This is a genomic window from Leisingera aquaemixtae (assembly GCF_006740765.1).
Classification (GTDB): domain Bacteria; phylum Pseudomonadota; class Alphaproteobacteria; order Rhodobacterales; family Rhodobacteraceae; genus Leisingera; species Leisingera aquaemixtae.
Genome location: NZ_CP041159.1, coordinates 2,490,716 through 2,509,671, shown reverse-complemented (window position 1 = coordinate 2,509,671; position 18,956 = coordinate 2,490,716). Strand labels below are relative to the sequence as shown.

General features: G+C 66.4%; 20 protein-coding genes. 14 read left to right on the top strand and 6 right to left on the bottom strand.

Annotated features, from left to right (window positions below):
• The first annotated feature begins 110 nt into the window (after positions 1-110).
• On the top strand, positions 111-668 hold the full coding sequence (locus tag R2C4_RS13920) for a YqgE/AlgH family protein (protein WP_141891104.1): 558 nt from the start codon (positions 111-113) through the stop codon (positions 666-668).
• 292 nt (positions 669-960) lie between these two features.
• Here R2C4_RS13920 and R2C4_RS13915 read toward each other — a convergent pair whose 3' ends face one another.
• A complete protein-coding gene (locus R2C4_RS13915; RefSeq protein ID WP_141891103.1) occupies positions 961-1,911 on the bottom strand; it encodes an L-threonylcarbamoyladenylate synthase in 951 nt (316 codons plus the stop codon).
• Positions 1,912-2,052: 141 nt separating this feature from the next.
• Between R2C4_RS13915 and R2C4_RS13910 the strand changes: the two genes are divergently transcribed.
• The 5 genes from R2C4_RS13910 (at position 2,053) to R2C4_RS13890 (ending at position 6,245) form a co-directional block, all read left to right on the top strand.
• The gene (locus tag R2C4_RS13910) at positions 2,053-3,756 is read left to right on the top strand and encodes an acyl-CoA dehydrogenase (RefSeq protein ID WP_141891102.1); all 1,704 of its coding nucleotides are present in this window, start codon (positions 2,053-2,055) and stop codon (positions 3,754-3,756) included.
• Entirely contained in the window at positions 3,740-4,807 is a 1,068-nt protein-coding gene (locus tag R2C4_RS13905; protein WP_141891101.1) for an MBL fold metallo-hydrolase, read from the top strand. Before R2C4_RS13910 ends, R2C4_RS13905 begins: the two co-directional genes overlap by 17 nt.
• A gap of 23 nt (positions 4,808-4,830) precedes the next feature.
• Entirely contained in the window at positions 4,831-5,283 is a 453-nt protein-coding gene (locus R2C4_RS13900; protein ID WP_141891100.1) for a DUF6173 family protein, read from the top strand.
• A 183-nt stretch (positions 5,284-5,466) separates the two neighbouring features.
• Positions 5,467-5,601, top strand: coding sequence for an aa3-type cytochrome c oxidase subunit IV (locus R2C4_RS13895; protein ID WP_008557812.1), 135 nt, complete (start codon positions 5,467-5,469; stop codon positions 5,599-5,601).
• A 23-nt stretch (positions 5,602-5,624) separates the two neighbouring features.
• On the top strand, positions 5,625-6,245 hold the full coding sequence (locus R2C4_RS13890; RefSeq protein ID WP_058285149.1) for a hypothetical protein: 621 nt from the start codon (positions 5,625-5,627) through the stop codon (positions 6,243-6,245).
• Positions 6,246-6,267: 22 nt separating this feature from the next.
• Here R2C4_RS13890 and R2C4_RS13885 read toward each other — a convergent pair whose 3' ends face one another.
• Positions 6,268-6,597 (bottom strand): AzlD domain-containing protein, encoded by a 330-nt coding sequence (locus R2C4_RS13885; protein WP_141891099.1) that lies wholly within the window; start codon positions 6,595-6,597, stop codon positions 6,268-6,270.
• Positions 6,594-7,322 (bottom strand): AzlC family ABC transporter permease, encoded by a 729-nt coding sequence (locus R2C4_RS13880; RefSeq protein ID WP_141891098.1) that lies wholly within the window; start codon positions 7,320-7,322, stop codon positions 6,594-6,596. The genes R2C4_RS13885 and R2C4_RS13880 overlap by 4 nt, the downstream gene beginning before the upstream one ends.
• 49 nt (positions 7,323-7,371) lie before the next feature.
• Here R2C4_RS13880 and R2C4_RS13875 point away from each other — a divergent pair, with 49 nt between their 5' ends.
• From R2C4_RS13875 to R2C4_RS13860, 4 genes are all read left to right on the top strand, one after another.
• Positions 7,372-8,262, top strand: coding sequence for a formate dehydrogenase accessory sulfurtransferase FdhD (locus R2C4_RS13875; protein ID WP_141891097.1), 891 nt, complete (start codon positions 7,372-7,374; stop codon positions 8,260-8,262).
• A 61-nt stretch (positions 8,263-8,323) separates the two neighbouring features.
• Positions 8,324-8,968 carry a molybdenum cofactor guanylyltransferase MobA gene (gene mobA, locus R2C4_RS13870; protein ID WP_141891096.1) on the top strand — a complete coding sequence of 215 codons (645 nt, stop codon included), beginning with the start codon at positions 8,324-8,326 and terminating at the stop codon, positions 8,966-8,968.
• Entirely contained in the window at positions 8,965-9,456 is a 492-nt protein-coding gene (gene mobB / locus R2C4_RS13865) for a molybdopterin-guanine dinucleotide biosynthesis protein B (RefSeq protein ID WP_141891095.1), read from the top strand. Before mobA ends, mobB begins: the two co-directional genes overlap by 4 nt.
• Positions 9,453-11,585 carry a molybdopterin-binding protein gene (locus tag R2C4_RS13860; protein WP_141891094.1) on the top strand — a complete coding sequence of 711 codons (2,133 nt, stop codon included), beginning with the start codon at positions 9,453-9,455 and terminating at the stop codon, positions 11,583-11,585. The genes mobB and R2C4_RS13860 overlap by 4 nt, the downstream gene beginning before the upstream one ends.
• Before the next feature lie 147 nt (positions 11,586-11,732).
• Here the strand turns inward: R2C4_RS13860 and R2C4_RS13855 are convergent, their stop codons facing one another.
• The 3 genes from R2C4_RS13855 to R2C4_RS13845 form a co-directional block, all read right to left on the bottom strand.
• Positions 11,733-12,767, bottom strand: coding sequence for a hypothetical protein (locus tag R2C4_RS13855; protein ID WP_141891093.1), 1,035 nt, complete (start codon positions 12,765-12,767; stop codon positions 11,733-11,735).
• 21 nt (positions 12,768-12,788) lie between these two features.
• Positions 12,789-13,259, bottom strand: coding sequence for a transcription elongation factor GreA (greA, locus tag R2C4_RS13850; protein WP_008555606.1), 471 nt, complete (start codon positions 13,257-13,259; stop codon positions 12,789-12,791).
• Between the two features lie 251 nt (positions 13,260-13,510).
• A complete protein-coding gene (locus tag R2C4_RS13845) occupies positions 13,511-13,891 on the bottom strand; it encodes a VOC family protein (protein ID WP_141891092.1) in 381 nt (126 codons plus the stop codon).
• 96 nt (positions 13,892-13,987) lie between these two features.
• Here R2C4_RS13845 and soxR point away from each other — a divergent pair, with 96 nt between their 5' ends.
• The 4 genes from soxR (at position 13,988) to R2C4_RS13825 (ending at position 18,945) form a co-directional block, all read left to right on the top strand.
• Entirely contained in the window at positions 13,988-14,467 is a 480-nt protein-coding gene (soxR, locus tag R2C4_RS13840) for a redox-sensitive transcriptional activator SoxR (protein ID WP_058285156.1), read from the top strand.
• A 168-nt stretch (positions 14,468-14,635) separates the two neighbouring features.
• Positions 14,636-16,285: an electron transfer flavoprotein-ubiquinone oxidoreductase gene (locus R2C4_RS13835; protein ID WP_058285157.1), complete on the top strand. Its 1,650-nt coding sequence runs from the start codon at positions 14,636-14,638 to the stop codon at positions 16,283-16,285.
• Between the two features lie 136 nt (positions 16,286-16,421).
• Positions 16,422-18,134: a tetratricopeptide repeat protein gene (locus R2C4_RS13830; RefSeq protein WP_141891091.1), complete on the top strand. Its 1,713-nt coding sequence runs from the start codon at positions 16,422-16,424 to the stop codon at positions 18,132-18,134.
• Complete coding sequence (locus R2C4_RS13825) at positions 18,124-18,945, top strand: 4-(cytidine 5'-diphospho)-2-C-methyl-D-erythritol kinase (RefSeq protein ID WP_141891090.1); 822 nt, start codon at positions 18,124-18,126, stop codon at positions 18,943-18,945. Before R2C4_RS13830 ends, R2C4_RS13825 begins: the two co-directional genes overlap by 11 nt.
• Positions 18,946-18,956: the final 11 nt, after the last annotated feature.

Here is an 18,956-nt window from a genome sequence, read left to right as displayed (position 1 = left end):
GTGTTTGCGGCAAATTTGCTGGAGGCTTCACCGCCCTGCGCGTTTGCGCCCCTTGCGTGCCGGGCGGCTGCGCGTCATGGTGGGGACAGGCAGCAGAAAGATGGAAGTTCATGGATCTGACCGGCAAGCTCTTGATTGCAATGCCTGGAATTGGCGACCCGAGGTTCGAGCACGCAGTGGTATTCCTCTGTTCGCACGGCGAAGAGGGGGCGATGGGGCTTATCGTCAACAAGCCCGCCGACGGCGTGGCGCTGGGCGATCTGCTGGAACAGCTGGACATGGGCGGCGAAGGCAGCGCCGCGGCAGAATTGCCGGTGCGCTTTGGCGGCCCGGTGGAGACACAGCGCGGCTTCGTGCTGCACACGCCGGACTACGAATCGGATGTCAGCTCGCTGAAGGTGCCGGGCGGCTTTTCGATGACTGCGACGCTGGACATCCTGGAGGATATTGCCGGCGGCAAGGGGCCGAAGGACCTGCTGGTGCTGCTGGGCTATGCCGGTTGGGGGCCGGGGCAGCTGGAGTCGGAGATTGCGTTGAACGGCTGGCTGACGGCAGAGGCGAGCCCTGAACTGGTCTTCAGCCTGGCTGATGACAGCAAATGGGAAGCCGCGCTGAAGACGCTGGGCGTCGATCCCTTGACCTTGTCGGCCAGCGCGGGCCACGCCTGACCCGCGGTCGAAAGGGCGATGTGCTTCAGGGCAGGGGGAGTGCTCCCGCCCTTTGTTCCAATCATCAAAGATGACCGGAAAAAGGTTGGGCCCGGCGCAGCGGCTGGCGTCCCGGAGCCTTAAGGACGGTTTCCAATTCCAACTGGCGGCCGGCCTTCCAGCCCATGAGGCAACGCTTGGACAGGCCGCAACGCCCGCCGCGCTTGCGCGGCGCTTGGCCCAACGCTTTGCGGCCCATCTGGGATGGGCCTCAAAGGGGCGGGAGCCCCGCGTGGGGCTGCAAACCCGCCGTTCAATCCCGCGGCGCGGCGGCGCGGTGGAGGCGGTCGTTGATGGCCTCGCCCAGCCCGTGCTCCGGGATTGGCGCCACGGCGATCGGCTTGCCGAGCGCGTCCAGGCGGTGCAGGTGGCCGAACAGATTGGCCGCCGCCTCAGCCAGGTCGCCGCGCTCGGACAGGTTCAGGTCGCACGCGCCGGGGCCGAAGCCGAGGTAAAGCTCGCCCTCGGCAGGCGCGGCGGCATCAAGGCGGACAGGCGCGCCGGGGGCGTAGTGCGACAGCAGCTGGCCGGGCGCGGTCAGCGGATCATGCACATCGCGCACCGCCAGCTTGCGGCCCAGCACCGCCTCGATCTCCTCCGCCGCCAATCCGCCGGGGCGCAGCAGCACCGGCTCTGGCCCCGCCAGGCCGATAATCGTCGACTCCAGCCCGACCCCGCAGGCGCCGTCGTCCAGAATGGCAGCGATGCGCCCGTCCAGACCGGCCTTCACATGCGCCGCAGTGGTCGGGCTGATCTTGCCGGAGGGGTTGGCCGAGGGCGCCGCCACCGGGCCGTCCAGCGCCCTGAGCAGCGCCTGGGCCGCGGGATGCGCAGGCACGCGCACGCCCAAAGTGTCCAGCCCGGCCGTCACCAGCGGCGAGATGCCGTGGCCCTCGCGCAGCGGCAGCACCAGGGTCAGCGGGCCGGGCCAGAACGCCTGCGCCAGCGTCTCCGCCATGCCGTTCCACTCCACATAGCGCTGCGCGGCCTCCGCCGAATGCACATGCGCAATCAGCGGGTTGAAGGACGGCCGCCCCTTGGCCTCATAGATCGCTGCCACCGCTTCGCCCTGGCGGGCATCGGCGCCAAGCCCATAGACCGTTTCGGTCGGGAAGGAGACCAGCTTGCCCTCCCGCAAAAGCTGGGCGGCACGGGCGATGCCCGCTTCCGTTGCGGCAAGGATTTCGGTGCTGTGCTGGGGCATTCCGGGTGACGCGGCGTTTTGGTTGATTGGAACAGGCGTGCGATTAGGTAATCGGTCAAGCCACTGACCATAATAGGCCCGTGCCGGGAAGCCAAGGCTGCCCGCGCCAGGACGCCCCCGAAACACCGCTAAAGGACGCCCATGACCTTCCGTGCCCCCGTTTCCGAGTACGAGTTTCTGCTGAACAACGTGACCGGATATGACGAAATCGCCGCCACCGACCGCTTTGCCGAGGCCCCTTCGGATGTCGTGAGCGCCATCCTGAACGAGGCGGGCAAAATGTGCGACGAGGTGCTGGCGCCGCTGCAGCGCAACGGCGACCTGACGCCCGCTTACCTGGAGAACGGCGTGCTGCGGACCTCCCCGGGGTTTGCCGACGGCTTCAAGGCCATCGCCGAAGGCGGCTGGATCGGCATGAGCGCGCCGGAAGAGCACGGTGGCATGGGGCTGCCGCTGACGGTCGCAACCGCGGTGAACGAAATGATGGCCGGCGCCTGCCTGTCGCTGCAGCTGGCCCCGTTGATGAGCCAGGGCCAGATCGAGGCGCTGGAGCATCACGCCTCCGACGCGATCAAGGAACTGTACCTGCCCAAGCTGATTTCCGGCGAATGGTCCGGCACCATGAACCTGACCGAGCCGCAGGCTGGCTCCGACGTGGGCGCGCTCAGCTCCAAGGCAGAGCCGAACGGCGATGGCACCTATGCGGTCACCGGCCAGAAGATTTATATCTCCTGGGGCGACAATGATTTCTGCGAAAACATCTGCCACCTGGTGCTGGCGCGGCTGCCGGACGGGGCACCGGGCACCAAGGGGATCTCGCTGTTCCTGGTGCCGAAGTTCCTGCCGGACGCTGATGGCAACCCGGGCAAGGCCAACGGCCTGAAGGTCGTCAGCCTGGAGCACAAGATGGGCCTGCACGGCTCTCCCACCTGCGTGATGCAGTATGACGGCGCCACCGGCTGGCTGGTCGGGAAGGAGCATGGCGGCATGGCGGCCATGTTCACCATGATGAACAACGCGCGCCTCGGCGTCGGCGGGCAGGGTGTTGGCGCCGGTGAGGGTGCCTATCAGCACGCGCTGGCCTATGCGCTGGAGCGCAAGCAGGGCAAGACCGCCAGCGGTTTCATCGCTGACCACGCCGACGTGCGCCGGATGCTGATGGAGATGAAGGCGGACCTGTTCGCCTCCCGCGCGATCCTTCTGGCCTGTGCTCAGGCGATCGACCTGCAGACCGCAACCGGCGAAAAGGATTGGGCCGCCCGCGCTGCGTTCCTGACCCCGATTGCCAAGGCCTTTGGCACCGACACCGGCATCCGGGTTTCGGAAACCGGCGTGCAGGTGCATGGCGGCATGGGCTTTATCGAGGAAACCGGCGCCGCGCAGTATTACCGCGACGTGCGGGTGACGGCGATCTACGAGGGCACCAACGGCATCCAGTCGATGGACCTGGTGGCGCGCAAGATGATGGACGGCGGCGAGACCGCCTTTGCCCTCATCGACGAGATCGAGGAGCAGGCCGAGCGCGCCCGCGCCACGCATCCCAACATGGCCGAATCCGTCTGGCAGGCCTGCGAATCCCTGCGTGAGGCCACCGAGTGGCTGGTGGCGCAAGAGGACATGCAGGACCGCTTTGCCGGCTCCGTGCCGTATCTGCGGGCCTTTGCCCGGGTGCTGGGCGGCCATTACCATCTGGCGGCGGCGATGGCGGACCAGGGCGGTGCGCGCGAGAAACTGGCCCGCTTCTACATCACCCGGATGCTGCCGGAACATGCCTCGCTTCTGGCGCACGCTCAGGCGGGGGCCGCGGGCACCTTTGCCCTCAGCCTTGATGAGCTGGCAGGCTGACGCCGTGACCGACATCCCCGACGTTTCGCCCCGCACTCCGTGGCAGGAGCCGCCTGCGCAGGGCGAAGCGATCGAGGTGGCCGAGGGCGTCCTGTGGATGCGCCAGCCGCTGCCGATGAAACTGGACCACGTCAACATCTACGCGCTGGATGACGGCGACGGCTGGACGGTGATCGACACCGGCTTCAACACCCGCAAAAGCCGCGCGATCTGGGACAGCCTGATGGCCGGCCCCTTGCAGGGCAAGCCGGTGCGGCGTGTCGTCGGCACCCACCACCATCCCGATCACATCGGACTGGCCGGCTGGTTTCAAAGCGCACATGGGGCTGAGCTGGTCACCACCCGCACCGCCTGGCTGTTTGCCCGGATGCTGACGCTGGACGTGCAGGAGGTCTGGCCGGAAGAAACCCTCGCCTATTACCGCAGCGCGGGCATGGCGCCGGAGTTCTATGAAAAGCGCGTCAATGACCGGCCCTTCAACTTTGCCGACACTGTGCACCCGATGCCGCTGGGGTTCACCCGGATCAAGCAGGACGACGTGATCCGCATGGGCGGGCGCGACTGGGATGTGCACATCGGCAACGGCCACGCGCCGGAGCACGCTACCTTCTGGAGCCGCGATGACAATCTGGTGATCTCCGGCGATCAGATCCTGTCGACCATCAGCCCCAATATCGGCGTCTACGCAACCGAGCCGATGGCGGACCCGCTGGGCGAATGGCTGGAGTCCTGCGAGCGGCTGTCGAAGCTGGCGCGCCCCGATCACCTCGCCCTGGGCGGCCACAAGCTGCCGTTCACCCGCCTGCCGCTTCGGATGCAGCAGCTGATCGGCAACCACCACGGCGCGCTGGACCGGCTGATGGACCACCTGTCAGAGCCGCGCACGGCCGCAGATTGCTTTGCCCCCCTGTTCAAGCGCACAATCGGCGAAGGCGAGTATGGCCTTGCACTGGTGGAGGCGGTGGCCCATGTAAATCATCTGTACCATACCGGTCAGGTGACGCGCTGGGAGCGCGAAGACGGCGCCTGGCTCTACCAGCGCAAGGGGTGACGCACCCCGGACAAGGGGGAAGCATGACCGACGAGATTTCAACCAGCGCCGAGGCAGCGGAAGCGGCGGTGCTGCCGTGCGTGCATGAAGTTCACTCCGATCCCGATGCCTGCGCAGGGCTGACCGAGGTGCCCGAGAAACTGCAGAAACCCGATGCCTCCAAAAGCCCCGCCCGCTGGGCCTATGAGCGCCTGATCCTCTATATCCAGAACTTCGAGAAACAGCTGGATGCCGAACACGAGGTGGCGATGGGCTTTGCCGGCGGCAATGCCGGGGTGCTGCGGATCGAGGGCATGGGCTATTTCGATCCCGACATCATCACCTTCTACGGCAGCGAGGGCAGCGGCTCCCGGACCCAGCTGGTGCAGCATGTCAGCCAGCTGAACGTGATGCTGCGCGCGGTGCCCAAGGCGCGCCAGGAGGCCCCCGCCAACCGGATCGGCTTCCGCCTGGCCTCCGACCTGCAGCAGGACTGAGGCCCGCGCCCCGGCGCCGATTCGGCGCCGCAACCGGACGCAGCGCAGCAGCGGCCCGGATTGCCGCTGCGGCAGCAGGATTCGCGTCTCATTTCTGTCAGATGCGCCCGATTGACGTGGTGACAGAGCGGCGCAAATCCAGTAATCACCGGAAAAATGCACGTGAATTGAGGGAAAACTCACATGGCTGAACATCAGCACGGCACCATGGATACCACCGTTCAGGAAAAGACCTATTCCGGTTTCCTGACCTTCGTGACCCGCTTCAGCATTGCGCTGGTCATCTTTGCCATTTTCCTGGCGGTCTTCGCGTCCTGATTTATTGAACGGGGATTGCTTCGATGCGCAATCTGCTCTGCCTTGGCGCGGTCCTGGCCGCGCTCGCGGGTTGCGCTGCGCCGCAGCAGCCCAACGCGGATGCTGAAACCCTGGCCCGGGTGGCCTACCGCCACCCCGGACCGCCCGCGCTCACCCTCTATACGATGATCAACAACCGCACCGGGCGGGGTGGCCACACGTCGCTGATGATCAACGCTTCTGAGCGGGTGATTTTCGATCCTGCAGGGTCTTTCTATGCCTCCGTGGTGCCCGAGCGGGACGATGTCATCCACGGCATCACGCCCGCTGTCGAGAAGGCCTACCGCGGCGCCCACGCCCGCAGCACCTATCACGTTGTCATCCAGCGCATTGAGGTCACACCGGAACAGGCGGAGAAAGCCTACCGGCTTGCCCTAAGCAACGGCCGGGTTCCGGGGGCATTCTGCGCGCAGGCGACGATTGGCATTCTGCAGCAGGTTCCGGGGTTTGAAAGCCTGGACCGCACCTTCTATCCGGAAAAACTGGCAGAGCAGTTCGGCCAGCTGCCGGGGGTGGTGACAGAGCGCTATTATGAAAACGACAGCGGCGATTTGCAGGCGGGCCTCGCCAAAAGCAACGCCACGCTCAGCGCCGCTTCAGAGTGATCGTGCCGCCCGGCGCGCAGCGCTAGGCGGCGATATACAACAGCAGCAGCGACAGCCCGCCGGTGCCCAGGGCAAACAGCACGTTTCTGGTCAGATAGCCCGCAGCAAAGGTCGCGGCCGCGGCAGCAAAATGCATCAGGCTGGGCTCGCCTCCGGCGGGGGCAGGCCAGACCACCAGCGGCGCCACCAGCGCCGGAATGATCGCCACCGCGGTATAGCGCAGATGCCGCATCAGCCATTCCGGGATCGCGCGCCCGCCCATGAAGCCGATGAAGGCGAACCGCAGGGCGTAGCTGCCAAGCGCCAGCCCGATGATCACGGTCCACAGCAGCGGTGCGGGAATACTGCTCATTTCGCGGCCTCCGATTTTACCTTCTGCCGGTCCAGCCACAGTTCCGCCTGGGCGCCGGCCACCATGCCGGCAATCCCCGCCACGATAAGCCCCAGGTTATAGGGCAGGGCGGCCGCCGGCAGCGATGCGGCCACCGCCACGAAACAGGCGGCGATATGCGCCGGCGTGCGCAGCATCGGTCCGATCATCGCCAGAAACGCCAGCGGCAGCACGAAATCCACGCCCCAGCTCTCCGGAATGCGGGTGCCGACCAGCGCGCCAAGCGCCGTGGCAATCACCCAGGCCGGTGCCACAATGCCATTGGTGCCGAAGAAATACGCCACCCGCTGCGCCAGCGGCATTTCCGGCTCGGTCTCGAATTTGACGATCGACAGCGCATAGGACTGGTCGACCACGAAATAGGCCGCCAGCGCCCGCTGCCACATCGGCGCATCGCCCAGGTATGGCGTCAGCGAGGCCGAATACATCGCCATCCGCAGGTTCACCGCCAGGGCCGAGATCAGGATGATGATCAGCGGCGCGTTCTCCTGCATCAGCTGCAGCGCGGTGAACTGGGCGGCGCCTGCAAAGACCGCGAGGGAGAAGGCGAACGCCTCCGGGACGATCAGCCCGGCCTCTGCCGCCAGCACCCCGAACAGAAAACCGAAGGGCGAGGCCATGAAAATGAAAGGCGCGCTGTCGCGAAACCCCTTCCAGAAGGCCGATTTGGTGGTGGTGATTGCCATCTGCGCGTCCTAGATTGCGTTGAACCGCCCTAAGGCGGACGCAGAAGGAATGCAATTGGTGAGCATTGATATCACGTCAGAATATCTGATCGCCCCCGGCGTCGCAGACCCGCGGCTCACCCGCGCCGTCACCGGCACCGACCAGAACGGCGAAGCGGCTGAGATCGCCGTGGTCGAGGAGCGCCCGCTGACCATTTTCCTGAATTCGCAGGAAATTGTCACTGCGATGACCATTGGAGATTACCCGGAATATCTGGCGCTTGGCTTCCTGCGCAACCAGCGGATGCTGCGCGACGGGGACGAGGTGACCCGCGTCGATTATGACGAGGACCTGGAAACCGTGGTGGTGCGCACTGCGGTGGAAACCAGCCACGAGGAAAAGCTGAAGAAGAAGACCCGCACCTCCGGCTGCGCGGTCGGCACCGTCTTCGGCGACATGATGGAGGGGCTGGAGGACGTGCGCCTGCCCGAGGCCAAAGTCCGCACCTCCTGGCTCTATACGCTGGCCCATAAGATCAACCGTACGCCGTCCCTGTATCTGGAGGCCGGCGCCATCCACGGCACCGTGCTCTGCCGCCAGGACCGCCCGCTGGTCTATATGGAAGACGTCGGCCGCCATAACGCAGTGGACAAGATCGCCGGGTGGATGCTGTCGGAGCAGGCGGAGGCCGCGGACAAGATCCTTTATACCACCGGCAGGCTCACCTCGGAGATGGTGATCAAGACGGCAATGATGGGCATTCCGGTGCTGGCGTCCCGTTCGGGCTTCACCGCCTGGGGCGTGGAGATCGCCCGCGAGGTTGGCCTCACCCTGATCGGCCGGATGCGCGGCCAGCGGTTCATCTGCTTGTCCGGTGAGGAACGGCTGGTGCGGGACATGGACCCGAAGGACGCGCCGGTGGAAGAGAAGAAGCACCGGCGGAAGGGTGCGGACGGGTAACCGGATTTCGCGTGAAATCCGGCCCGGAAAACACGTGTTTTCCGCCGCAGGAGGAGAAGGCATGACAGAACAGAAGCCTTTGGGCGTAATCCTCGCAGGCGGCCTCGCCACCCGGATGGGCGGCGGCGACAAGGGGCGGCTGCAGGTCGGCGGCCAGAGCCTCCTCTCCCGCGTGGTCGACCGGCTCGGCCCTCAGGTCGCGGGCCTGGCGCTGAACGCCAATGGCGACCCGGAGCGGTTCGCCGACCTGGGCCTGCCGGTCATTGCCGACTCGATCGAGGGCTTTGCAGGTCCGCTGGCGGGTGTCTTGGCAGGTCTCGATTGGGCGGCAGAGCAGGGCGTTGAAACCATCGTCACCGCCGCCGCCGACACGCCGTTCTTCCCGCAGGATCTGGTCGCCCGGCTGACCGCCGCTGCACAGGGCATGGAGCACCCTCTGGTCCTCGCCACCACCCCACGCACCGGCGATGAGGCGCTGAAATCCGGCGGGCGGAGCAAAGTGAACCGGCACCCGGCCTTTGGCCTCTGGCCCGTCGCTCTGCGCGACGACCTGCGCGCCGCATTGAACGGCGGGCTGCGCAAGGTGGTGCTGTGGACCGACCAGCACGGTGGCCGCGAGGCGCTGTTTGAGGCCGATCCCTTCGACCCCTTCTTCAACATCAACACGCCAGAGGACCTGGCCCGCGCCGAGGCGCTCTTGAAGTGAAGATCTATGGCGTCACCGGCTGGAAGAACAACGGCAAGACCGGGCTGATGGAGCGGCTGGTGGCGGAGTTCTGCGCCCGCGGATACACCGTCTCCACCATCAAGCACGCCCATCACGCAACGGACGTGGACCAGTCCGGCACCGACAGCCACCGCCACCGCCAGGCCGGCGCGGCGGAGGTGGTGCTGGCCTCTGCCGGGCGCGTGGCCATCATGCAGGAGTTGCGCGGCGCAGCAGAACCGCCGCTGGCGGAGCTGCTGGCCCGTCTCCTCCCGGTCGACCTGGTGCTGGTCGAGGGCTACAAACGCGAACCGCACCCCAAGATCGAGGCCTACCGGCAGTCTGCCGGCACCGATCTGATTGCGCCGCAGGATCCCAGCATCCGTGCCGTTGCCAGCGACACGGCGCTAGAGCTGGACCGCCCTGTCTTCGATCTGGACGGCACCGCCGCGATAGCTGATTTCATTCAGGCGGAACTGGATCTGTGAGCGTTTTCGACACCGTTCTGGCCGTCGACTGGTCTGCCGCCAAGCGTAAACCGCCGCGGGAAAGCAAGGACGCGATCTGGCTCGGCGTGGCACGCGGCGGCGTCGCGGAACAGCAAATTTACTGCCGCAGCCGGCAGGAGGCGGAGGCTTGGATCAGCCGCTTCCTGGAGCAAGAGCAGGCCGCGCGGCGGCGGGTGCTTGCAGCCTTTGACTTTCCCTTCGGCTATCCGCGCGGTTTCGCGCGCCGGATCACTGGATCGGATGACCCCTTCGCCGTCTGGCACTGGCTGGAAGAGCGCATCGAAGACGCTGAGGACGGCAGCAACAACCGGTTTGACGTCGCTTCCGAGATGAACCGGCTGTTTGCCGGCACCGGCCCGTTCTGGGGCAAGCCGCACCAGACACGCTGGCCGGATATTCCCTACCGCAAGGCCGGTATCGCTTACAAAGACGTGCCGGAACGGCGCCGCGCGGATCTGGCAGCCAAGGCGGCCTCCTCCTGCTTTCAGCTGTTTTTCAATCCGACGGTTGGCAGCCAGGTGCTGATGGGGCTGCCGGTCCTGCAGCGGCTGCGTCTTCGGCACAAGGCGGCTGTCTGGCCTTTCGAAAACATTGCGGCCGCGCAAATTGTGTTCGCGGAAATTTGGCCAGGTTTGATCGAACCCGCCGTGAAGGCTGCCATGGCTGCTTCCGGCCCGGAGGAAATCCGCGACCGGGTGCAGATGCGGCTGTTGTCGCAAGCGCTCAGCCGCGTGCCGGCGGATGAGCTGAGTGAAATGCTGGCCGCAGTGCCTGAGGAAGCGCAAGAGGAGGCTTGGATTTTGGGCACGGGACACGATGACCGCTTGAACGCGCTGGCCTGGGATAAGCCGGGCGGGCTGACACCGCCGCCGCTCAGCAACGATTGTTTTGCCTTGCCCGCAGGCGTCGACTGGACTCCGGTGGATGATGCGCTGGCCCTGCTCCGGGACAGGCTGGGGCCGGTCACCGGTGCTGAAACCGTGCCGCTGGCAGACGCCCTAGGCCGGGTGCTGGCAGAGGATGCGCTGGCCAAACGCGCCAACCCGCCGCTGCCGAATACGGCGGTGGATGGCTACGGCTTTGTGGGCGGCAGGGCAGAGGGGCCGCATGAGCTGCCGCTGGTGCCGGGGCGCGCCGCCGCCGGCGTGCCGTTCGGCGGCACGGTTCCCAAAGGCAGCGCCGTCCGCGTCCTGACCGGCGCCGCGCTGCCCGATGGCGTGGATACCGTGATCCTGGAGGAAGACGTCAACACCGACGGCACCCGGATCGCCTTCAACGGCCCGCTGAAACAGGGGGCGAACACCCGCAAGGCGGGCGAGGATGTCTGCGCGGGCGAACGCATCCTGCCCGCAGGCCGGGTCATCACCCCGGCCGATCTGGCCCTGGCCTCCGCCACCGGGCTGGCGCAGCTGACGGTGCGGCTGCCGCTGCGGGTGGGCGTGCTCTCCACCGGCGATGAGCTGGTCGAGGCGGGAGAAACCGCAGGCAAGGGGCAGATCTTCGACGCCAACCGCCCGATGCTGCTGGCGCTGATCCGCCAATTGGGCTTTGTGCCGGTGGATCTGGGCAAAGCCGCAGACGACCGCGCGGCGCTGCGGGCGCATCTGGACGGCGCCGCGGCGCAAACCGATGTGATCCTGACATCAGGCGGCGCGTCGGCGGGGGATGAGGATCATATGTCGGCGCTCTTGCGCGAGGCGGGCGCGCTGCAGGAATGGCGCATCGCGCTGAAACCCGGGCGCCCGCTCGCGCTGGGCATGTGGCAGGGCACGCCGGTGTTCGGACTGCCGGGCAACCCGGTGGCGGCGCTGGTCTGCACGCTGATCTTCGCCCGCCCCGCCATGGGGCTGATGGCAGGCGCCGGCTGGCAGGAGCCGCAGGCGTTTGAAGTCCCGGCCGGTTTTGAAAAGCGCAAGAAACCGGGCCGCCGCGAATACCTGCGGGCGCGGGTGCGGGACGGGCGCGCCGAGGTGTTCAAATCCGAAGGCTCCGGCCGCATCAGCGGCCTCAGCTGGGCGGAAGGGCTGGTGGAGCTTGGCGACAGCGCCGCGGAGATCAAGCCGGGCGATCTGGTCCGCTTCCTCCCCTACGGCAGCTTTGCGATGTGAACGGCGCCCTCCCGCCCGCGGCCCGGCGCATCAAAGATGCTTGCCCGCCGTTGGGCCCGGCGCCGCGCTGACGCCCGGCGCCGCTCCGCTCTTTCATCTTTCCAGAAATACTCGCGCCGCAGGCAGCGGCCCGTCAGGGCCGCCCGATCAATCAAACGTCCCGGCCACCCGGCCCAGCAGCATGAAGGCGCGGGCGGTGCGGGTGTTGCCTAGGGCGGAAATCTCGCCGTCGGTGGCTTCGGCCTCGAATTCCGCAAACATCTGGTCGAACCGGCGCAGAAAGTGGTGCGCCGCGTCGCGGAAGATCGGGTCCTGTTTCATCCGCGCTGCGGTCAGCGCCAGCGAGGTGCGGTCGCGCACGCCGCCAAGCGCCGCCACCGCGCGGCCGCGCGCGCCCTGTCCGAACTGGCGCCAGACCTCGGGCCGGGCCATGTCGGGCCGCAGGTCGTCCATATAGATGCCGTCCTGGCTGAGCAGCGTCAGCACGTCTTGCGAGGCCTGGATCACCTGCGCCGCCTTGCGGTCCTTGAGCGCGGCGCGCAGCGCGGCAAAGCCTTCTTCATCCTCGGCGGTTTCCGGGAAATTCAGGGCGCGGATGAACTGATCCGCAGGCAGCGGCGGCGCGGTGTCCGTGGCCTGGGTGCCAAGCGCCAGCGAACCCTGGCCGGCGGCAGTCATCTCGGCGGCCTCGGCGGGGATTGCCGGGCGCACCGGATTGGCGCGGCGGCTGGTGTGGAAGGTGGCCAGCGCGGTTTCGGTCTTGCGGGTCGCCTCGGCGATCTCCTCCAGCCGCTTGGCCATCGACGGCTCGGCCACCGCGGCATGCTGCTGGGCCTGGGCCAAATAGGTCTGCCGCAGCCCGTCGATGGCGGCCTGCAGCTGTTCGCTCTCCTCCCGCATCACCCGGGCCGAGCGCGCGGCAGAGGCGGCGACCCACAGCATCGCCAGCGGCAGCACCACCGCCAGCACACCGGTGATCAGATCGGTCCATTGCGACAGGCCCGCGCCATCCGGGGCAAAGACATAGAACGCCACTGCCGCCAGCAGCCACAGCGCCCCCAGCCCGATGGCCACCAGCTCGGCCCCGCCCAGCCCGCTGCCCGCGGGCGCGTCATAGCTGCGCAGCGGGCGTCCGCCTGCGGAGGTCGGGCTGGAGCCCGGGCTGCTGCTGGAGCCTGTCATGACCATTCACCGCCTTGCAGATCAGGAATAGACGATCTTGAGAATCTCGTAGGACCGTTCGCCGCCGGGCGTGCGCACTTCGACACTGTCCCCTTCGTCCTTGCCGATCAAGGCGCGCGCGATGGGGGATTTGATATTCAACAGCCCCGCTTCGATGTTGGCCTCATGCTCGCCGACGATCTGCCAGGTCTTTTCCTCGTCGGTGTCCTCGTCCACCACGGTCACCTTGGCGCCGAACTTGATCGCCCCGTTCAGCTTGGCCGGGTTGATCACATCGGCCAGCGACAGGATGCCCTCCAGCTCCTTGATGCGGCCCTCGATGAAGGACTGTTTCTCGCGGGCAGAGTGGTACTCGGCGTTTTCCGACAGGTCGCCCAGCTCGCGCGCTTCGGCGATCGCCTGGATGATGGCCGGGCGTTCGACGGATTTCAGGGTTTTCAGTTCGCTTTCCAGGGCAGCGTGACCCGCCGGGGTCATCGGGATCTTTTCCATGTGGTTGGTCCAGGTCGCTCTTTATGTTTTGTTTTTGTCAGTACGAAAGCCGGAGCCCCGCAGCATGTGCCGCGGGGCGTCCGGTCCGGTTGACAATTACCTGACCCAATCCGGTGCCTGATTTCAAGTGGCCGCGGGGGCTGCTGGCCCGCAAATCCGCCTAACTGCGTGCTTTGGCCGGCTTTTCCACAGGAATGCGCAAGAAAATGCCGTGCGCGGGCAGCCGCGGAAGCCCCGCTTGCCACAGGAGATCAATCATATTGCACCGCCTCGTATTCGATGCCGTTTTCATCGTGGAAATAAAACCGGCGGCCCGGCTCGTAGTCGCCGTGGTTCATCGGGGTGAAGCCTGCAGCCTTCACCGCGGCCTCGGTGGCGTCCAGATCCTCCACGATCACCGCCAGGTGGTTCAGCCCGCCGATAATGCCGTAGCTTTCCGGCGCTTTGCCTGCAGAGGTGCGCGGCGTGTAGAGCGCCAGATAGCTGTTTTCCCCGCCCACATGCACAGTGTAGCCGCCGTTCTTGGCCTCGCCCTGCCAGCGCACATGCCAGCCGAAAACATTTTCCATCCAGGCCGCGGTGCCATGGGGGTCTGCGACGGTGACATTTGCATGTTCCAGAACTGCGCTCATCGGAAATCTCCTTTTGCCTGAGCAAACCTGTTGATGCGACTCACCCTAGGTCCTAAACCTAACTTTAGCTCAAGAGATTTCTTCAGGGAGTTCCCCATGCCCCAGTCTGCCGGGATTTCCATCGGGTATCTGGCCGAACGCACCGGCCTCGCGGTGTCCGCCATCCGCTATTACGAGGCGCAAGGCCTGGTGGAGCCCTGGCGCAACGCCGGCGGCCAGCGGCGGTTCCAGCGGGCCGACATCCGGCGGCTCAGCTTCATCATGATCGCGCAGCAGTTCGGTTTTTCCCTGCCGCAAATCCGCGGCTTCCTAAAAAGCCTGCCGGGCAGCCGCACCCCCACCAAAGACGACTGGGCGCGCATTTCCGAGAACTTCCGCAGCCACCTGGACCAGCGAATCGAGACCCTGGTCAAGCTGCGCGACAATCTGGACGGCTGTATCGGTTGCGGCTGCCTGTCGCTGCCGAACTGCAAGCTTTACAACCCCGAGGACCGGGCGGCACAGAAGGGGCAGGGACCCCGGTACCTGATGGGAGACCGGCCCGAGACAGAGATGGCGGCGGAAAATGATCCTTGAGTGACGATAATGGACGCACTTTTTGTCTCAGTTGCCTGTTTTACAGGTGTTTGACGCGGAGTTTGGATTGACCCATGGGGGCGCCGAACGCTAAGCAACCGCGAAAGAATATTGCGCCCGCAGTCTGTTGCGGGGCCGGTAGCAAAAGTTAGCCAAGGAGCGCCGCAGATGGCCGAGATTGAACGCGAAGCGATGGAATACGACGTGGTGATCGTCGGGGCCGGCCCTGCTGGTCTGTCTGCGGCCATCCGCCTGAAACAGCTGGACGCCGACTTGCAGGTCGTGGTCCTGGAAAAGGGCTCAGAGGTGGGCGCGCATATTCTGTCGGGCGCGGTGCTGGATCCCTGCGGCCTGAATGCGCTGATCCCCGACTGGAAGGAAAAGGGCGCGCCGCTGAACGTGGAAGTCAAGGAAGACAACTTCTACATGCTGGGCGAGGCGGGCCACGTCCGCATCCCCAACTTCCCGATGCCGCCCTTGATGAACAACCATGGCAACTACATCGTCTCCATGGGCAACGTCTGCCGCTGGATGGCGGAGCAGGCCGAGGAAATGGGCGTCGAGATCTTCCCGGGCATGGCGTGCTCCGAGCTGGTCTATGGCGACAATGGCGAAGTGAAGGGCGTGGTTGCCGGCGAATTCGGCAAAAACCCCGACGGCACCCCCGGCCCGGCCTATGAACCCGGCATGGAGCTGCACGGCAAATATGTCTTCCTGGGCGAAGGCGTGCGCGGCTCGCTGTCCAAGGAAGTGATCGCCAAATACGGCCTGTCTGACGGCAAGGAGCCGCAGAAATACGGCGTCGGCATGAAAGAGATCTGGGAGATCGACCCGGCCAAGCACAAGGAAGGCACCGTCACCCACACCATGGGCTGGCCGCTGGGCTCCAATGCGGGCGGCGGCTCGTTCATCTACCACCTGGACAACAACCAGGTTTACGTGGGCTTCGTGGTGCACCTGAACTACAAGAATCCGCACCTGTTCCCCTACATGGAATTCCAGCGCTTCAAGCACCACCCGGTGGTGGCCGAGCTGCTGAAGGGCGGCAAGCGCGTGGCCTATGGCGCCCGTGCCATCACCGAAGGCGGCTGGCAGTCGATGCCGAAACTGGTGGCGCCGGGCGTGGCGCTGCTGGGCTGCTCCGCGGGCATGGTCAACGTGCCGCGCATCAAGGGCAACCACAACGCGATGCTGTCGGGCAAGGCCGCAGCCGAAGCCGCCTTTGACGCGATCAAGGCAGAGCGTTCCGGTGATGAGCTGACCGCCTATGAAGCCGACGTGCGCGACGGCGCCATCGGCAAGGATCTCAAGATGGTCCGCAACGTGAAGCCGATGTGGTCCAAATGGGGCCTCACTGCCTCGCTGGCGCTGGGCGGCCTCGACATGTGGACCAACAACCTCCTCGGCTTCTCCTTCTTCGGCACCCTGGGCCACGGCAAGAACGATGCCGAGGCGACCGAGGAAGCCTCCAAGCACAAGGTGATCGACTATCCCAAGCCCGATGGCGTGCTGTCGTTTGACCGCCTGACCAACGTCAGCTTCTCGATGACCAACCACGAGGAAAGCCAGCCCTGCCACCTGCGCCTGGGCAACGAGGACACCCCGGTCCGGGTCAACCTGCCGAAATACGCCGAACCGGCGCAGCGCTATTGCCCGGCCGGTGTCTACGAAGTGGTGGAAAAGGACGGCCAGCCGGAGTTCGTGATCAACTTCCAGAACTGCGTCCACTGCAAGACCTGCGACATCAAGGACCCGTCCCAGAACATCACCTGGACCACACCCCAGGGCGGCGACGGCCCGAACTACCCCAACATGTAACGGGAAGTTTAAATTTTCGGCGCGCTTTCGCCGGATTTTATGGGGCGGCCGCCGGGCCGCCCCATTGCGTGTTGACGGCCGCCGCACTACCCTTTCTTAGAAGAGCAAGAGCAGTAAATCGTAAGGGGGTCCCCGCGTGCCCGTATCCATTCTTCGCAGCTTGACCTGTGCGGCCCTGATGGCCGCCGCCGCCCCTGTCGTGCAGGCAGAGGGGCTGGCAGGATCCTACCTGGCCGGGCGCGCCGCGACCTATGACAGCGATTTTGCCGCGGCGGCGCTTTATTACACCCAGGCGCTGGCGCGCGACCCTCAAAATCCGCTGCTGATGGAAAACGTGGTGTTTGCCCAGCTCGCCATGGGCAAGGCGGAACTCGCCGTGCCGGTGGCGGAGCGCCTGCGCCAGATCGGCGCGCGCAGCCAGGTGGCCAGCATCGTCATTGCCGGCGGTCATGCTTCCGGCGGGAATTTCCAGGCGCTGCTGGAGCGCGATCTCGAACGCGAGGCGATCCACCCGCTGGTGGACGGGCTGCTGGAAGGCTGGGCGCATATCGGCACCGGGTCGGTGTCCAGCGCGCTCAAGACTTTTGACCGGATGGCCAAGGACAGCAGCCTGAAGCCTTTCGTGCTCTATCACCGGGCGCTGGCGCTGGCCTCCGCCGGCGATTACGGCGGCGCCGAGGCGCTGTTCGCCGCCGAGGACGGGCGCCTGGCCAGCCTCAGCCGCCGCGCTGCGGTGGCGCGGGTGCAGATACTGTCGCAGCTGGGCCGCAACGCAGAGGCCCGCGAGACGCTGCAGGCGGCTTTCGGCAGCCGCCTTGACCCCGGGCTGGAAGCGCTGGATGCGCAGCTGCAGGACGGCAAGACCCTGGCCTACACCATCGCGCCGGGCCCGCGCGAAGGCATTGCCGAGGTCTTCTTTACCCTGGGGGCGGCGCTGAATGGCGATACCGCCAATGATTACGTGCTGATGTATGCCCGCATGGCGGCGTCGGTGCGGCCCGACCACGTGGACGCCATTTTGCTGAGCGCCAGTCTGCTGGACCAGCTGGGCCGCTACGAGCTGTCAGTGGCGACTTACAAGCAGGTGCCGCGCAGCCATCCGGATTACCACGCCGCGGAACTGGGGCGCGCCGAGGCACTGCGCCGCGCGGCCAAGCCGGATGCGGCAATCGAGGTGCTGGAGCAGCTGGCGCGGCAATTCCCGGACCAGCCCGGCGTCTACGTCAGCCTCGGCGACCTGTTACGCCAGCAGGAGGATTATGCAGGGGCGGCCCGCGCCTATGACAAGGCGCTGGCAAACACGCCGGAGGATGACGGCAGCCGCTGGTTCCTGCTGTATGCCCGCGGCATCTGCCACGAGCGGCTGAACCAGTGGGAGCAGGCAGAGGCGGACTTCCGTGCCTCTCTGGCGCTGGAGCCGGACCGGCCGCAGGTGCTGAACTACCTGGGCTACTCCTTGGTAGAAAAGCGCAGCAAGCTGGATGAGGCGCTCAACATGATCGAGCGCGCGGTCGCCGCGCGGCCCGACTCCGGTTATATCGTCGACTCCCTTGGCTGGGTGCTGTACCGCCTGGGCCGCTTTGACGAGGCAGTGGCGCATATGGAGCGTGCGGTGGAACTGATGCCGGTGGACCCGGTGGTGAATGACCATCTGGGCGATGTCTACTGGGCCGTGGGACGCGCGCGCGAGGCGGAGTTCCAGTGGAAGCGCGCCCTCTCCTTCATCGACCCGGAAGACACCGACGGCGAGGCCGACCCTGAGCGCATCCGCCGCAAGCTTGACATCGGCCTGGACGCGGTTCTGGCCGAAGAGGGCGCAGAACCCCTGAAGGTCGCCAATGGCGGCTGAGGTCTTTGCGCCTGCCAAGATCAACCTGACCCTGCATGTGACCGGCCGCCGCGCGGACGGCTATCACCTGCTGGATTCGCTGGTGGTCTTTGCGGACACCGGCGACCGGCTGCGGCTTGAGCCCGGCCCGGAGCTGGCGCTGGAGGTCTCCGGCCTGTTTGCGGACGGCGTGCCCGCCGATCAGCGCAACCTGGTGTGGCAGGCCGCTGCCGGAGCGGGCTGGACCGGGCGCATCAGCCTGGACAAGCAGCTGCCCCACGGCGCCGGCATCGGCGGCGGGTCATCGGATGCCGCTGCCGTCCTGCGCGCACTGGCCGGACAGGGCACCGGTATCCCCGAAGACCTGCCGCTGTCGCTTGGCGCCGATGTGCCGGTCTGCATGGCGGCGCGGGCCTCACGGATGCAGGGGATCGGCGAGCAGGTCACGCGGGTGGCGCTGCCGGAACTGCACGCGCTCTTGGTCAATCCGGGCGTGCATGTGCCCACTGGCGCGGTCTTCTCCGCGCTTGCCTCGCGTGACAACCCGCCGATGCCGCCAGACATCCCGTCCTTCGCCTCTGCCGAAGACTGCGCCGCCTGGCTTGGCGAACAGCGCAACGATCTGGAGGCCCCGGCCATCACCGCCGCACCGGACATCGAACGGGTGCTTTCGGACCTGCGCAGCTCCCGCCAGGCTATGCTTGCGCGCATGTCCGGCTCCGGCGCCACTTGCTTTGCGCTCTACCCCACGAAAAAGGCCGCCCATATGGCGGCCTATGAGATCGGGGCGGAGCATCCCGACTGGTGGTGCAGCGCCGTCACTTTGACCTGACGGGCGCACTC

What these genes read in the sequence shown, in the direction of transcription:
- R2C4_RS13835 (WP_058285157.1), top strand. Translation starts at nt 14,636, where the DNA reads ATGGCCGAGATTGAACGCGAAGCGATGGAATACGACGTGGTGATCGTC.
- R2C4_RS13885 (WP_141891099.1), bottom strand. Translation starts at nt 6,597, where the DNA reads ATGAGCAGTATTCCCGCACCGCTGCTGTGGACCGTGATCATCGGGCTG.
- greA (WP_008555606.1), bottom strand. Translation starts at nt 13,259, where the DNA reads ATGGAAAAGATCCCGATGACCCCGGCGGGTCACGCTGCCCTGGAAAGC.
- R2C4_RS13875 (WP_141891097.1), top strand. Translation starts at nt 7,372, where the DNA reads ATGCAATTGGTGAGCATTGATATCACGTCAGAATATCTGATCGCCCCC.
- R2C4_RS13845 (WP_141891092.1), bottom strand. Translation starts at nt 13,891, where the DNA reads ATGAGCGCAGTTCTGGAACATGCAAATGTCACCGTCGCAGACCCCCAT.
- R2C4_RS13915 (WP_141891103.1), bottom strand. Translation starts at nt 1,911, where the DNA reads ATGCCCCAGCACAGCACCGAAATCCTTGCCGCAACGGAAGCGGGCATC.
- soxR (WP_058285156.1), top strand. Translation starts at nt 13,988, where the DNA reads ATGCCCCAGTCTGCCGGGATTTCCATCGGGTATCTGGCCGAACGCACC.
- R2C4_RS13905 (WP_141891101.1), top strand. Translation starts at nt 3,740, where the DNA reads ATGAGCTGGCAGGCTGACGCCGTGACCGACATCCCCGACGTTTCGCCC.
- R2C4_RS13880 (WP_141891098.1), bottom strand. Translation starts at nt 7,322, where the DNA reads ATGGCAATCACCACCACCAAATCGGCCTTCTGGAAGGGGTTTCGCGAC.
- R2C4_RS13855 (WP_141891093.1), bottom strand. Translation starts at nt 12,767, where the DNA reads ATGACAGGCTCCAGCAGCAGCCCGGGCTCCAGCCCGACCTCCGCAGGC.
- R2C4_RS13890 (WP_058285149.1), top strand. Translation starts at nt 5,625, where the DNA reads ATGCGCAATCTGCTCTGCCTTGGCGCGGTCCTGGCCGCGCTCGCGGGT.
- R2C4_RS13900 (WP_141891100.1), top strand. Translation starts at nt 4,831, where the DNA reads ATGACCGACGAGATTTCAACCAGCGCCGAGGCAGCGGAAGCGGCGGTG.
- R2C4_RS13910 (WP_141891102.1), top strand. Translation starts at nt 2,053, where the DNA reads ATGACCTTCCGTGCCCCCGTTTCCGAGTACGAGTTTCTGCTGAACAAC.
- R2C4_RS13920 (WP_141891104.1), top strand. Translation starts at nt 111, where the DNA reads ATGGATCTGACCGGCAAGCTCTTGATTGCAATGCCTGGAATTGGCGAC.
- mobA (WP_141891096.1), top strand. Translation starts at nt 8,324, where the DNA reads ATGACAGAACAGAAGCCTTTGGGCGTAATCCTCGCAGGCGGCCTCGCC.
- R2C4_RS13825 (WP_141891090.1), top strand. Translation starts at nt 18,124, where the DNA reads ATGGCGGCTGAGGTCTTTGCGCCTGCCAAGATCAACCTGACCCTGCAT.
- R2C4_RS13895 (WP_008557812.1), top strand. Translation starts at nt 5,467, where the DNA reads ATGGCTGAACATCAGCACGGCACCATGGATACCACCGTTCAGGAAAAG.